Here is a 14647-nt window from a genome sequence, read left to right on the forward strand (position 1 = left end):
GAGGACAGGCCGGCGTGCTGGGACTTCACACAAATGTCACGGCGGGTGGGCCAGATGCGCTCCCTTTGTGCAGGTGAGCCCATGCCTATTTCAGTCGTCCTCCCGGCCCATAACGAAGCCGGGAACATTGCGCGTCTTGTCACCGAGACGGTGAGTTCGGTCCCCGAGGCGCTGCTCGGCGAGATCATCGTGGTGGACGATTGCAGCGACGACGGGACGGCGGCGGAATTGCGCGCGCTGGGCCTCGCCAAGCTGCGCTGCCTGCGCCATGGCCGTCGCGCCGGGCAGAGCGCGGCGCTGCGTTCCGGGGTGCGGGCCGCGCGCTTCCCGGTCATCGTCACCATGGATGGCGACGGACAGAACGACCCCCGGGATATTACAGCGCTGGTCGGGCGGCTTGGCGAGGCCGAGTGCGGCGAGCCGGCGCTGGTCGGCGGCGTGCGCACCAACCGGCGGGCCACGGGTTCGCGCCGCTGGGCCTCGCTGTTCGCCAATCGGCTGCGGGCCTATCTTCTGGCCGACGAATGCCCCGATACCGGCTGCGGCATCAAGGCGTTTCACCGTGCCGCCTTCCTGACCCTGCCCTATTTCGCGACCATGCATCGCTACTTGCCGGCGCTGTTCCTCACCTATGGCCACGAGGTGGCATATCTGCCGGTGAACGACCGCCCGCGCCTCGCCGGCCAGTCGAAATACACCAATTTCGGGCGAGCGCTGGTGGGGGTCTATGACCTGTTCGGGGTCGCCTGGCTGCGGCGGCGCACCGTTCTGCCACCCGTTACCGAGGGGTGAGCGGCATGCGCCGTCCAACGTCGCGGCGGGTGGCGATGAAACTGGCGGCCGTGGCGGCCACCGCGCGGGCGCTGCGCAGCTGAGCGTGGCCGACGCGGGCGAGGGCATTCACGCCATCAGCCACCATCCGGCCGGTGCGCGCACGCAGCGCGGCGCGCCGGCCCGCCCAGTCCAGGCCGATCACGGTGAGCCGCTGCTCCAGAACCTCATCGGACAGGGCGGCCGCATGGGTGACGAAGAAGACCCGGTGCAGCACCACTGATATCACCAGCATGAGGCAGATCGAGATCGTCACGTCCGACAGGAAATGCGCGCCGAAGGCGATGCGGTTGAGCGAGGTCGCCGCCACCAGCACGCCGACCAGCGTGACAACCTGCACGCGCCACGGGCGTGGCACGAACAGCGTCAGCGGCAGCAGGCAGGCGACCGTGGCGGCCTCGCCTGAACTGAAGGAACGGTTGAGCCAGCCGTGATCGGCGATGACCCATGCTTCGTGAAAAGGCCACATACCGCCGAAATCGATGACGCTGACCGGACGGGGCCGGCCCCAGAAGCTCTTCAGCACGCCGTTCACGATCAGCGTGGGGCCGATGAGGAACAGGCTGATGAAATAGAGCGACATGCGCGGCGAGCACAGGCAGGGCTTTGACGGGTAGATCAGCTTCAGCCCGAGCGCGAGAGCGAGAGTGACAGGAAGCGCGATGGACAGATTCGACGCGAGATTGCGGAAATCGATCAACGCATTTTTCTTCGCGGCGGGAAACCCCATGCCGGGTTCATAGAAAAGGTGAGTGAATGACTTGTCAATTTCCGGAATGGCATAGAACAATAGAGATATGGCAACAGTAAAAAGGCATGTTGTTGCAATCGGATAGTTCTTGAATTGCTCATATGCGCGCAAATTAAACATCCGTATCCTGCGATAAAGAAATTTATCCGTAGCAAGCTGGCATGTTCTTAAGAACTAAATCAGATGAATATGAAGCCGTCATGAAATGTTCCGCAGGCAAGAAACTGCCGCGGCGTGACAGAATGGCGCGCAATCGGCCGTTTCAGAGCGCGTTGTCGGTGGCTTCGGTGGCCGACACGGCGGCGCCGCTGGCGGCGGCACGTTCGCGCAGGATGAAATAGATGTTGCGCGCGTAGATCAGCAGTCCGGCGGCTTGGCCGACGATGAAGACCGGGTCCTCGCGGTAGAGCGCATAGGCAAGCAGCGTGACGCCGCCACAGATCGAGAAGGTCCAGAACACGGTCGGAACGACGCTGCGCCCCGCCCGCTCGCTGGCGATCCATTGCGTCAGGAAGCGCGCGGTGAACAGGCCCTGGCCGAGAAAGCCGATGACAACCCAGGGATTGAGCAGGGCGAGGCCGCCCATGGCGGATTGGACGAGGGTCACGGCTGTGCTCCTTGCGCAGAGGCCGGCGCGGATGGGGGCTGGATGGGCGCCGCGGCGGCCGGGCCCGCCGCCGGGGCGACGAACAGGTTCAGCCGCATCGGCTTCAGGTTGCCGCTATTGATGCCGGTGACGACATCGACCGGCGTGGCACTGAGGCCGAGCTCGGCGCGGCGCGCCTCGAACAGCGCCATATGCGGCTCCGCGACGACGGCGACCCGGCAGTCGGCTCCCGTGGCGATGAGGTTGGCGGCGTCCAGGCCATTGCCGAACCGTGTCCGCGCGCCGAGGGTGAACAGCACGCTCGGTTCGCCATAGCCGGCGACCAGGATATGCGGGTTCGGGCAGGCGACGCGGTGAATCGCCGCTTCAAGTCGCGGGGCGATCCACAGGCTGTTGATCTGCGGCGCGACGAGGCCGAACAGCAGCGCGTAAAGCATGGCGGCCTCGGCCAGCAGCGGCAGCAGCGCGGCGCGCGTGCCGGCGACCAGCGCCTGACGCAGCGCATAGGCGCCGAGCAGAATCACGAGGCCGGCCAGCGCCCATGCCGTCAGCGACAGCCGATGCTCCAGCACGTGCAGGCCGATCGGTCCGGCCAGCGCGCTGATCGCGCCGCCCGCCGCCGCCATGGCGACGAGGATGCGCATCCAGAGCGGCTCGCGCGCCGTGCCGCGCGCCGTCAGGGCCGCCGCCGCGAGCAGCGCGATGGCGGGGTAGGCCGGCAGCGTATAGTGCGGCAGCTTGGTGGCGATGAACTCGAAGACCAGCCAGAAAGGCACCAGCCAGCACAGGCAGAACCGCACAGCCGGTACGGCGCGGTTGCGCCACACCCATGGCGCCGCCGCCACCGCCAGCGCCGCGCCGGGCCAGAAGGCCATGGAGAAGGCGATGAGATGCGCACCGGGCGGGGCCCCGTGCGATTCCTGCCCGGTGGCGACCTTGCCCAGCAGATCCACCCCGACCGATTCGTGGAAGAAGCCGGCACCCGCCTGCACCGCGATGGCGACGATCCAGGGCAGCACGATCAGCAGCATGAACGGTACGCCGATGGCGGGGCGCAACTGCTTCAGCCAGGCGGCCTTGCGATCCCACACCAGCAGCGCGGCAATGGTGAGCCCGACCAGCAGCGGGACGATGGGCCCCTTGATCAGGATGCCGACGGCGAGCGCGCCCCAGAACAGCAGCACCGCGCCGGTCGGCAGGCGCTTGCGCGCCGTCTCCGGTGAAAACCCCGCGAGATAGGCCTGCGCCAGCACCCATTGCGCCGCCAGCGCGGCGGCGAGCTGGGCGGCGTCGGTCTTGGCAAGGCGGGCTTCGACGCTCAGCATCAGCGAGGCACCCAGCAGGGCGGCGGCGATGAAGCCGGTATCCTCGTCGAACAGCCGCCGGCCGACGGCATAGGTGATGAGCACCGCGATCAGCGCGCCGATGAGCGAGGGCAGGCGGAACGCCCAGATCGGCGCCTCGGCACCGAGGCCGGTGGCCTTCACCGCCGCGGCCTGCAGCCAGTAGATGCCGATCGGCTTCTTGAAGCGGGTCTCTTCGCCCAGACGCGGCACGACATAGTCGCCGCTTTCCAGCATCTGCCGCGAGGCCTGCGCGAAGCGGCCTTCGTCACGGTCGACAACGGGGAGGCTGAAAAAGCCGGGCAGCAGGCAGACGAGCACCAGAAGGATGAGAGCGAGCCCCCGCCAGGGTTCGGCAAGGGGCACAAGGCGGGCGGGCGGGGGAAGGGTCGCAGCCGCGCTCCTTGTAGCGCCCATCGTCTCGTCCATCGCCACGTCTCCCGTCGGCTTGCGCGCGCTGCATTCTGGTGAGCGAACTGGATGGAGTCGCGCAGCGTCTTTTGCGTGACCAATGATGTCGTTTGCGTGACGGGGGAGCCTCCGCAACGCGTTGCGCCATCAGGCTCGCGAGCCTTCCGTAGGGTCAGTGACGCAGCACGCCGATCTGCCGAAGATGAGCGAGAATCTCGCGTGCCGCGTCCTCGGGCGAGGGGTCGACGAGGAGGCGCCCGCCGCTGCTGGCGGCCTCCGTCGCGGCCTTCAGCCGTTCCGTGGCCGAGGCGCCGGCGGCGCTCTTCGCGATGAGTTTCGGCCGGGCCCGATAGGCCCGCTCCTCCACTTCGCCCGCCGCGCGCGGCGCGGGCACGCCCTCGCGCGTCTCCAGCATGCCGCGACGCATGGCGGCGAAGGCGAAGGGCAGCGGCGCCGGCGCGGCGGGGTGCACGGTGATCAGCGCCGGCAGCCGCAGGATGAGCCGCCGCCGGGCGCCGCGCGGTAGGGCCTGCTCAAGGCTCAAGGTGCCGGGCTGCGGACCGGCCGCCAGCGCACAGGCATCGGCCACGATCGGCAGGCCCAGCGCGCGGGCCAGCGCATAGGGCAGCAGGCCGGCATCCTCGCCGCCCTGTCCGCTCCGCCCCGCGAGCACGAGGTCGAAGCGCTCCGCGCCGAGCGCGGCGGCAAGGCTGGGCAGCGGGTCGTCCTGCGCGCCGATGGAAAGCTGGACGAGGCGCGACAGGCCATGACCGAGCGCGTCCTTGAGCGGGCCGGCATCCGGGCCGGCATGGAAGCCGGTGATGACGCCGGGCGCGTCGCCAGACAGGTCGCCGGCTGCGTCGCCTGCCGCGTCCCCGGCCGCCTGGCCGATCAGCTCGCGCGCGAGGCGGATGGCCTGCAACTCCACCGGCACGGGCGCGGGGCGACCGGAAGCCGCGTGCCGCCCGGCCGAGAACAGGATGGCGATCTTCATGGCTGCGCCTCCGCCGCGCCCGCGCCCGTGAGGGCGTCGATGAGCGCGGGCATCACCTTCTGCGCGTCGGCGACGATGGCGAGGCCGGCGCGCTCGATCATGGCGGCATGCAGGTCGGTATTGACCGCCACGACATGCTCGCAGCGCGCCACGCCCTGCAAATGCTGCGGCGCGCCGGCTATGCCGAGGGCGAAATAGCAGCGTGCGTCGAGCACCGTGCCGGAGGCGCCGACCTGCGCCGCCCGCGGCATGAGGCCGGCGTCGCACACCATGCGGCTCGCCCCCGGCGTCGCGTTGAGCGCCGCGACCAAGGCGCGGAACGCCGTGAAATCATGAACGCCATTGCCGGCCGAAACGACGAAATCCGCTTCGTCCAGCCCGACACTGGCCGGATCGGCCGGCACGAATTCGGCGGAGAGAATGGCTCCCGGCGCCAGCGTCGGCAGCGCGAAGACGACCGGGATCGCCTCGTGCGGCGCGCCGCCATGGGGGGCGCTGGCATCGGCCGCCAGAGTGATGAGGCGCGGCGGCGCGCGGCGCTGCTCGATGCGCCGGCCCTGCGCCGCGCGCGTGATCGCCTTCGCGGTCAGGCTCTCGGCGCCCGCGAACAGCGCCTCGCCGGTGAGCGCGGCGAGGCGGCGGGCGAGGTCCGCCCCGTCCGCGCTCTCCGGCAACAGCGCGTGGCGAATGTCCAGCCCATCCAGCACGGCATGCAGGAGCGCGGCCTTGGCTTCCGGGTCGTAGCCGGCGACCGGCAGGCCGAGCACGCGATCGACACCGGCGGCGGCGAGGTCCTCGCCCGGCATCTCGACCAGCGCGAGCACCGCGCCACCGCCGGCATCCGCCAGGAGGCGCGCGGCGCCAATGACCTGCCGGTCATGCGGGGTGAGGCGCCCGCCCGGCGCATCCGGCACCACGGCGACGAGATAGGCGGGCTCGGCGATGACGACGAGCCGTGGCGCCGTCTCCGCCATGGCGGCCGCAGGCACGGCGCCGGCCGGGGCGAGGGCGACGCGCTGGGTGCGGTCGAGCCGGCGGCGCGGCGTGCCGGGAACGAGGGCGAGCCGTTCCTCGCCGCGTGGGTCCCGGCGCAGGCGCCCGGGAGCGGCTGACGTGGCGGCTGACGTGGCGGCCGATGCGGCGGCCAGATCGAAGCGCGGCCGGGGGGTGCCTGCGATGCGGTGGGCGGCGCGCTCCATGCGCGGGTCGCGGCGAAGGCGGCTCATGCGACCGGCTCCGGCGGGCGGGCGGCATCCTTGCGCGCGGCATCCTTGCCGGCGACATCCTTGCCGGCGGCATCCTTGCGCGCGGCCTTGGCGCTGCCCGCCTCCACCGCCATCAGCACCAATTCGGCGATGTCGTGCACCTCAGGGCGCTCGCCGGTGACGCCGTCCAGCATGGCGGAGCATTGCGGGCAGGCCACGGCGACGATGCCCGCGCCGGTCGCGGCGGCCTGCGCCATGCGGATGTCGGGGATGCGGCGCTCGCCCTCGATGTCGCTCACCGGCGCGCCGCCGCCGCCACCGCAGCACATGGAACGTTTGCCGGCGCGCTCCATCTCCAGCCGGGCGAGCCCGAGCCGGTCGAGCAGGCGGCGGGGGGCGTCGATTTCGCCATTGTAGCGGCCGAGATAGCAGGGATCGTGATAGGTCACGCGGGCCTCATGGAGCGCCCCCACGGTGAGCCGCCCGCCCGCCAGCAGGCCGTCGAGAAAGGCGGTGTGGTGGATCACCTCATAGGCGCCGCCGAACGCCCGGTATTCGTTGCGCAGCGCGTGCAGGGCGTGCGGATCGGCCGTGAGGATGCGCGAGAAGGAATAGCGCGCCAGCGTCGCGATGTTCTCGGCTGCGAGGCGCTGGAAGGTCGCCTCGTCGCCCAGCCGGCGGGCGAGGTCGCCGCAATCGCGCTCCTCGGGGCCCAGCACCGCGAAGTCCACGCCCGCCATCTGCAGCAGCGTGACGAGCGCGCGCAGCGTGCGGCCGTAGCGCAACTCATAGGCGCCCTCGCCGAGCCAGAGCAGCACATCGGCCCGGCCGGTCGCCAAGATCAGGGGCAGCGTCAGGCCGGCGGCGAAATCGGTGCGGGCGGCCAGCGCCCGTCCGCCCGGCTCGTCGGCATAGCGCAGTTCCATCAGCGGCGGCGAGGCCTTGGCGGGCAGGGCGCCGAGTTCCAGCGTCTGATGGCGGCGCAGGTCGATGATGGCGTCGACATGCTCGATCATCATCGGGCATTCCTCGACGCAGGCGCGGCAGGTGGTGCAGGACCACAACGTGTCCGGATGGATCATCGCCCCCGCGCCGACGAGCGGCAGGTCGGGCCCGCCAATGCCGGCCACCGCGCGGGCGTTCGGATAGGGGCTGCCTTTGTAGGTCGCGTTCGTGGCGTTTGGCTGGAGAGCGGCGGCGAGGTCCTGGATCAGCCGCTTGGGGTTCAGCGGCTGGCCGGCAGCGAAGGCGGGGCAGGCGGTCTCGCAGCGCCCGCACTGGATGCAGGCATCGAACCCCACCAGCCGGTTGAAGGCGAAGTCGGCCGGTGTCGCGACGCCGAGGCGTGGAGCGTCGAGATCAAGGGGGGCGAGAGCCGTGGCCCGCTCACCCTCAAAGCGGCCGGGACGCGGATGGACGACGAGATGGGCCGCCCCGGCAAAGGCATGGCGCATCGGCCCGCGGTCGATCTGCAGCACGAGGCCGAGCCCGCCGGCAATCGCGAGAGCGAGGGCCGGCCAGGCCAGCGCCGGCAGGGCGCCGCCCAGCGCGGCATCGAACGCCACCAGAAATCCGCCGGCGGCATAGAAGGTGAGCAGCAAGGGCAGGATCTGGAAGCGCCCGCCGGACAGCCGCGCGGGCCTCGCGGGATAACGCCGGCGCCCCACCATCACCCCGCCGGCGAGGGCGCCCGCGAAGGCGAGGGCGATGAGCGCCCAGTAAAGCCGCGCGCCGCCCAGCGCGGGAATGAGCGCCAGCAGCGCCAGACCCGAGCCGCCGAGCAGGCCGCCGGCGGCGAGCGCATGCATGCGCGCGGCATAGGGGTCGCGCCCGACGACATGGTGCACGTCGACGAGATAGCGCTTGGGCAGCGCGCGCAGCCCGCGCGCCCACTCCACCGGCACGGGGCGGCCGGCGCACCACAGCCGCGCGCGCCGCGCCATGAGCGCCAGCGCGAGGCCGGCGAGCGAGAGGATGACCAGCGACAGGCAGAACGCGGCGGGTGTGGCGGGGTTCATGATGGGGGTCATGGCGCTCCTCCCCCTCACAGGTCCTTGCAGAGGCGCAGCGCATCGTAGAGCGCGGCGTGAATGTTGCGCCCGGTCCACGCATCGCCGACGCGATAGAGCGCGAAGCCCGGCTGCCCGGTCCAGCGCTGCGGACGGCCATCCACCATGGCGTCGAGATCGGTCTCGCCGTCATTGACGGACTGGCCGCGCAGCGCCTCGAACAGGCCGTCCACCGGCAGCGTGCCGTGATCGACCACCACGCGGTCGATCACGCGCTCTTCCTCGGCCTCGGTCATGGTGTTGCGCAGCGCCGCCACCAGCCGGTTGCCCTCCGGGTAGATCTCGATCAGCTCCATGTTGGGCGTGAGCACGGTGCCGAGCTTGTAGAGTTCGCGCAGGTGCACCGGCTTGTTGGTGGTGCCGACCTCCTGGGCGATCTGCAGATCGTGCGTCGCCAGTTCCACGAGGCAGCCGCGCTTGGCCAGCACCTCGGCGGTGGAGGCCGCGTTGTGGCCGCCGATCTCGTCATAGACCAGCACCGAGCCGGTCGGTTCCACTTTGCCGGCGAGCACGTCCCAGGTGGAGACGGCGTGCTCATGGCCCTTCACAGGACCGGGATTGGGCCGGCCGCCGGTCGCCATGATGACGACATCCGGGTTTTCGGCCAGCACATCCGCCGGGGTCGCCTCGCGGCCGAGGCGGATATCGACGCCCTTCTTGGCGACCTGCGCGAAAAGCCAGCGCGGGATGCCCGACAGCGCCTCGCGCCAGGTGGCCTTGGCCGCGATGTTGACCTGCCCGCCGGCGATATTTTCCTTCTCGAACAGCACCACCTTGTGGCCGCGCTCGGCGCAAACGCGCGCCGCTTCCAGCCCGCCCGGGCCGGCGCCGACAACCACGACCGTTCGCGCCACATCCGCCTTGGGGATGACATGCGGCATGGTGGCCTCGCGGCCCGTGGCCGCGTTCTGCAGACACAGCGCGTCGCCGCCGACATAGATGCGGTCGATGCAGTAGCCGGCGCCGACGCATTGGCGGATGTCGTCGTCGCGCCCTTCCATCAGCTTCTTGACCAGATGCGGGTCGGCGATGTGGGCGCGCGTCATGGCGATCATGTCGACATGGCCCTCGGCGACGGCGCGGGCGCCGGTGGCAAGGTCGGTCACGCGCTGGGCGTGGAAGATCGGCACATCCACTTCGCGCTTGATGGCGCTGGGCAGGAACAGGAAGGGCGCGACGGGGAAGGACATGTTGGGCAGCGAGACGGCGTGGCTCATCTCGTCCCGCGCCTGCCCGCCGAGAATGTTGAGGAAGTCGACCAGGCCGCGTCCGGCATATTCGGCGGCGATGGCGACGCAGTCCTCGTGGCTCAGGCCGTCGGCGATCATCTCGTCGCCGGACATGCGCATGCCGATGACATAGTCCGGCCCGACCGCCTCGCGCATCGCCTCCAGAATCTCGATGCCGAAACGCATGCGGTTTTCCAGGCTGCCGCCATATTCGTCGCTGCGCTGGTTCACGCTGGGCGACCAGAACTGGTCGATGAGGTGGCCATGCGCGCCGGAAATCTCGCAGCCGTCGAGCTCGCCTTCCTTGCAGCGGCGCACGGCGTCGGCAAAGGCCTTCACCACGCGGCGGATGTCGTGCCGGTCCATGGCGCGCGGAATGGTGCGCGAGGCCGGCTCGCGCCGCACCGAGGGGGCGAGCGTGGGAAACCAGTTCTCGGTGTCCCATTTGGTGCGCCGGCCCATATGGGTGAGCTGGATCATCAGCTTGGCGCCGTGGGCGTGCACGCGTTCGGAAAACTGCTGGAAATAGGGAATGACGCTGTCGTCGGCGACCGAGATCTGGTTCCAGGGCGCGGCGGGGCTGTCGATGGCGACCGAGGAGGAGCCGCCGAACATGGTCAGGCCGATGCCGCCCTTGGCCTTTTCCATGTGGTAGAGCTGGTAGCGCTCCTGCGGCTTGCCATCCTTGCCGTAGCCGGGCGCGTGCGATGTCGACATCACCCGGTTGCGGATGGTGAGACCCTTGATGGTCAAGGGTTTCAGCAAGGCCTCGGCATTGGCGATCATGATGGTCGCGCGCTCCTTCGACCGCGATCCGGCACCCGATGCGGGGCCATCTGCGAGGTTCCCACGATAGGTCGCTTCTGCCCATGGCGAACAGAAGGTTTGCGCCATCGTCCCGGTAGGACTGCGACCCCTTTCAGCGGAACAGGATGCGTCAGCGGAACAGGATGCGTCAGCGGAACAGGATGCGCAGGAAGGACGGACCGGCCAGCGCGAACACGATCAGCGCCAGCGGAACCGAGAAGACGAAACCGACATAGCTGAAGCCGAGCGCGCCGGTGATCCCCCCGAAGAAGAAGCAGCCGAGGAAATAGCACAGCAGTTTCAGCTTCTCGCGGTCGGCCATCACCAGCGGGGCGCTTGTGCCGCGGCGGCGGCGGTTGGAATAGAACAGCTTGCCCAGCTCGATGCCGATATCGGTGACGATGCCGGTCATGTGGGTGGTGCGGATCTTGGCGCCCGACATCTTGGTGACGGTGGCGTTCTGCAGCCCCATGATGAAGCACAGGACCGCCACTTCCATGCCGAGTACGACGCTGGACGAGCGCGTATAGGCGCCCAGCAGGCCGAAGGCGAGCAGCAGGCACGCTTCCAGCGCGAGGGGCAGCGAGTATTCGCGGCCGGCATGGTGCAGCCGGCCCCAGTTCACCAGCACGGCGGAGGTGGCCGCGCCGAGCAGGAAGGCGATCAGTGCGCCCACGCCCGACACGACAAGGTCCAGCGCGCCGACCACGGCATGGTCGGCCGCGGAGGAGATGATGCCGGACATGTGCGAGGTGTACTGACCCACCGCCAGCAGCCCGCCGGCATTGGTGGCGCCGGCGACGAAGGTCATGGGCAGGCCAAGCCACGCATCGGCCAGCGGCGTGCGTTGCGGCGCCAGCATGTCGGCGGTCAGCGTGGTGTAGCGGGCGGCCAACTGGCGGTAGCCGGTCGGCTTCAGGGGCGCGTTCATATCGGTTGCGCGGCGGATATCCGCGCTCATCGGCCGGGGTGAGATCGACCAGATCGGAAGATCGCTGAGTCACTAATAGCATGCACCGCCCTGCGCCAGAGTAAACAACGCTCACATTGCGGTGCGGTAGGGCCGTTCGTTTGCGCGTGGGTCAGATGGACGGGACGGGCGCCGCCCGGGGCCGGCGCTCGGCGCTGGGCGGGCGGCCGAAGCGGCGGGCATAGGCGGTGGAGAAATGCGCCGCCGACTGGAAGCCGCAGGCGAGCCCGACATCGGTGACGGGCAGGGGCGACAGGCGCAGCAATTCGCGCGCCCGCTCCAGCCGCAGGCCCAGATGATAGGCGGCGGGGGTGACGCCGAGGTGCCGCCGGAACAGCCGTTCCAGATGGCGCGGCGAGACGTCGAGCCGGCGGGCGATGGCGGCGATGCCGGGGGGGCGTTCGATCGCCCTTTCCATCAGCCGCACCGCGCGGGCGAGCGTGGGGTCGGGCAGGGCCGGGCGGGGGCGCGCCGCGATCCGCTCGCCGGAGCGCCGCCCCGCCGGATCGACGATGAACTGTTCGGACACTTTATCGGCCAGCGCGCGGCCGGCCTTGGCCTCGATCAGCGCCAGCATCATGGCGAGCGGGGCCACGCCGCCGGTGCAGGTGAGCCGGTCGCGATCGATCACGAAGGCTTCCTCGACGAAGTCGATCTCGGGAAACTCCTCGCGAATGGCCGAGAGATTCTCCCAATGCACGGCGCAGCGGTGGAAATCCAGCAGCCCCGCTTCGGCCAGCACGAAGCTGCCGGTGCACAGCGCGCCCAGCGCCGTGCCGCGCCGGCCCAGTCGGCGCAGCGCATCGGCAATGGCCGGGGTCGCGGCGTGGCGAATGTCGGTGCCGCCGCACACGATGATGAGGTCGAGCGGGCCGGCCTCCGCGAGGGCGACGGTCGGGGAGAGCGTCAGCCCGTTGCTGGCCGGCGCCGGCGTGCCGTCGAGCGTCACGACGCGCCAGGAATAAAGCGCGGCCTCGGCGACGTAATTCGCCATGCGCAGCGCCTCCAGCGCGTTGGCGCAGGCGATCATCGAATGGTTCGGCAGGGTAAGGAAGCCGATATGCGAAAGCGTGGCGAGGCTGAGCACGGGATGCTGTCCGATTTCGGTCGCAATCAGTCTTGAATCAATCAAGAGAGCCGGTTCTTGCGTTTCGTCGCGTCCTGAAAGGGGCGATCCAGCTTGCTGAGCGTATTGATTGGTTTCGCAATGTTTCCATCGGGCGACATCATGCAATAAATCGCTTAGAAATACCCGGGCATCGTCATGGGCAAGCAAGAAAGCCGCCGCAAAAATGACGCCGCGTTCACTGGAAATAGGGACATGGCAACGCGGGAGTCGCGACATGCGTTTCGCAGGAACTTCATACGCCTCCTTTCATGGCTGGCTGCCCGGCCGGATCCTGCTTCCGCTGGGTTTCGGGGCCGCCGTGCTGGTGGGAATCTACGCCTTTGCCGATGACCATGGCTATCGGCGTGCGCTCGCCGAGCAGGTGCCGCAGAAGAACGAGGCCCGCCTGATCGCCGAAGAGCCGAGCGAGGCGCTGCTGAACGAGGCGGAGGCGGCGGCCAAGAGCGACCGGCAGGGCATTCCCGGCCTGCTGCGGGCAATCGATCCCACCGCGCTCTATCGTGGCGCGGCCGAGCCCGCGTCGAGCGTCGCGGTGGCGGCGCCGGCCGCCGTTTCCGCGCCGAAGCATGCGGCGCCGCATGTCGCGGCCGTGATGCCGGCCGGCGTTGAACGGTTCGATCGCTGCGAGGGCGCATGCGACACGCGCGATCCCATGATCATAAGCGCCTCCTATCACATCGGCCTGACCTCCGCGGCTGCCGATTCCGTGGCGGCTCCGACCGGTGCGCACGCGATGTTGGCGGCGCCACCCACTCCTTTCACGCCCGCTCCTGCCGCACCTGTGGCCGAGGCTGAAACGGGCGGCTTCTTCGGCCTGCCCAGCGCCGGCGCCATTGTCGACCGCACGGTCGAGGGCACGGCTTCCGCCTATGGCGCGGTGAAGAACGGCGCGGCCGCGGCGGTGGACAGCGTGCGCGGCGCGGTCAGCGGCGCCTTTTCGTTCATGCGCTGAGGCGGCGCGCCGCGGCCGGCGGCTCAGCGGTCCACCACGAGATTGCTGGTCGGCTTCGAGCAGCACAGCAGCGCCATTCCGGCATCGATCTCGCGCTGGCGGATACCGCCGCCGTGCTTCATGTCCACCGTGCCATCGAGCAGCTTCGACTTGCAGGTGCCGCACAGGCCCTTCGAGCAGGAAGAGGGCAGCCGGACGCCGGCGCGGCGGGCGGCGTCGAGCACGAACATGTCGGACCGGCACTCGATGGTGCGCTTCTGCCTGGCGAACTCGACCGTGTAGGTGGTCACGGCCGGCGCCTCCAGGGCGCGCTCCACGGCCTCCAGCCCTTCGGCGCTGATCACCTCGGCCGCCACGTCGGGCTCGGCCTTGGCGAGTTCGGCGAAGTCGAAGCTCTCCTCGTGATGCCGGGCCATGTCGAAGCCCGCGCCCTTCAGCATCTCGCGCACCGCCGCCATGAAGGGCGAGGGGCCGCAGACGAAGATCTCGCGCTGCGCATAATCCGGCGCAACGTGATGGAGAAGGCCGAGATTCAGCCGGCCGCGCAGGCCGTGCCACGGTTCGAACGCGCTGTCCGCCTCGCAGACCGGGGCGAAGCGGAAGCTTTTCTGGTTGCGCGCCATCAACTCCAGCTCCGTGCGGAAGATGATGTCGACCGGCGAGCGCGCGGCGTGCACGAAGACGATGTCGCGCGCCTCGCCCAGGTCGTGAAAGGTGCGCGCCATCGACATCAGCGGGGTGATGCCGCTGCCGCCCGAGAGGAACAGATATTTCGGCGCGTGATCGGGCGTCTGCGAGGCGGTGCCCTGCATGAGGCAGGAGAAATCGCCCATCGGCCCGACCGCCCGCAGCGCCGAGCCGACCTTTATCGTGTCATGCAGGAAATTCGACACCGGCCCGTTCGGCACGCGCTTCACGGTGATGGCGAGCGTGTGCGGGCGCGTGGGCGCGGAGGCGATGGTGTAGCAGCGGTTGACGCTCTCGCCGCCGATCTCGAGGTCGAGGGTGAGGAACTGGCCCGGCGCGTAGCGGAACAGGCACGGGTCCTTCGGCGCGAGCACGAAGGTCTTCACGTCGGCCGTCTCGTTGCGGATCTCGCGCACGATCAGCGCATCGTCCACCTCTGGGTTCCAGAGCGGCAGGGTGCCGGCGAGACGCAGGGCCGCGGGATCGGGCGAGACGTTGGGAGTGGCAGCGTCCATGGTGTTCCGGTTCCGATTATGTGCGGCCGCTCCGCGGAGCCGGTCCTGCCCCCTCTCCCCGTCGGGGAGAGGGTTGGAGTGAGGGGTCTTAAACGCTCCGCAATCGCTGGAACCCCTCACCGACCCGCTGCGCGGGCCACCTCTCCC

12 protein-coding genes are annotated in these 14647 nt (G+C 69.8%); 2 read left to right on the plus strand and 10 right to left on the minus strand.

Annotation, left to right across the window (positions count from 1 at the left end; genetic code table 11):
• The first annotated feature begins 81 nt into the window (after window positions 1-81).
• On the plus strand, window positions 82-792 hold the full coding sequence (locus QOZ99_RS06125) for a glycosyltransferase family 2 protein (protein WP_306889098.1): 711 nt from the start codon (window positions 82-84) through the stop codon (window positions 790-792).
• Here QOZ99_RS06125 and QOZ99_RS06130 read toward each other — a convergent pair.
• From QOZ99_RS06130 to QOZ99_RS06170, 9 genes are all read right to left on the minus strand, one after another.
• A complete protein-coding gene (locus QOZ99_RS06130; protein ID WP_306889099.1) occupies window positions 779-1561 on the minus strand; it encodes a phosphatase PAP2 family protein in 783 nt (260 codons plus the stop codon). The genes QOZ99_RS06125 and QOZ99_RS06130 overlap by 14 nt on opposite strands.
• A 283-nt stretch (window positions 1562-1844) precedes the next feature.
• Window positions 1845-2168, minus strand: a complete 324-nt coding sequence (locus QOZ99_RS06135; protein ID WP_306889328.1) for a lipid-A-disaccharide synthase N-terminal domain-containing protein — start codon at window positions 2166-2168, stop codon at window positions 1845-1847.
• A gap of 17 nt (window positions 2169-2185) precedes the next feature.
• Window positions 2186-3961 carry an ArnT family glycosyltransferase gene (locus tag QOZ99_RS06140; RefSeq protein WP_306889100.1) on the minus strand — a complete coding sequence of 592 codons (1776 nt, stop codon included), beginning with the start codon at window positions 3959-3961 and terminating at the stop codon, window positions 2186-2188.
• 154 nt (window positions 3962-4115) lie between these two features.
• A complete protein-coding gene (locus QOZ99_RS06145; RefSeq protein WP_306889101.1) occupies window positions 4116-4937 on the minus strand; it encodes an electron transfer flavoprotein subunit beta in 822 nt (273 codons plus the stop codon).
• On the minus strand, window positions 4934-6163 hold the full coding sequence (locus QOZ99_RS06150) for an electron transfer flavoprotein subunit alpha/FixB family protein (RefSeq protein WP_306889102.1): 1230 nt from the start codon (window positions 6161-6163) through the stop codon (window positions 4934-4936). The genes QOZ99_RS06145 and QOZ99_RS06150 overlap by 4 nt, the downstream gene beginning before the upstream one ends.
• Window positions 6160-8160: a DUF3483 domain-containing protein gene (locus QOZ99_RS06155; RefSeq protein ID WP_370876811.1), complete on the minus strand. Its 2001-nt coding sequence runs from the start codon at window positions 8158-8160 to the stop codon at window positions 6160-6162. The genes QOZ99_RS06150 and QOZ99_RS06155 overlap by 4 nt, the downstream gene beginning before the upstream one ends.
• A gap of 26 nt (window positions 8161-8186) precedes the next feature.
• On the minus strand, window positions 8187-10226 hold the full coding sequence (locus QOZ99_RS06160; RefSeq protein WP_306889104.1) for an NADH:flavin oxidoreductase: 2040 nt from the start codon (window positions 10224-10226) through the stop codon (window positions 8187-8189).
• Window positions 10227-10395: 169 nt separating this feature from the next.
• Window positions 10396-11178, minus strand: coding sequence for a YoaK family protein (locus tag QOZ99_RS06165; protein ID WP_306889105.1), 783 nt, complete (start codon window positions 11176-11178; stop codon window positions 10396-10398).
• A 151-nt stretch (window positions 11179-11329) separates the two neighbouring features.
• Window positions 11330-12304: a GlxA family transcriptional regulator gene (locus QOZ99_RS06170; protein WP_306889106.1), complete on the minus strand. Its 975-nt coding sequence runs from the start codon at window positions 12302-12304 to the stop codon at window positions 11330-11332.
• 256 nt (window positions 12305-12560) lie between these two features.
• Between QOZ99_RS06170 and QOZ99_RS06175 the strand changes: the two genes are divergently transcribed.
• Window positions 12561-13298 carry a hypothetical protein gene (locus tag QOZ99_RS06175; RefSeq protein WP_306889107.1) on the plus strand — a complete coding sequence of 246 codons (738 nt, stop codon included), beginning with the start codon at window positions 12561-12563 and terminating at the stop codon, window positions 13296-13298.
• A 23-nt stretch (window positions 13299-13321) separates the two neighbouring features.
• Here the strand turns inward: QOZ99_RS06175 and QOZ99_RS06180 are convergent, their stop codons facing one another.
• Window positions 13322-14500 carry an FAD-binding oxidoreductase gene (locus QOZ99_RS06180; protein ID WP_306889108.1) on the minus strand — a complete coding sequence of 393 codons (1179 nt, stop codon included), beginning with the start codon at window positions 14498-14500 and terminating at the stop codon, window positions 13322-13324.
• Window positions 14501-14647: the final 147 nt, after the last annotated feature.

The organism is Ancylobacter amanitiformis (assembly GCF_030814815.1).
GTDB lineage: Bacteria > Pseudomonadota > Alphaproteobacteria > Rhizobiales > Xanthobacteraceae > Ancylobacter > Ancylobacter amanitiformis.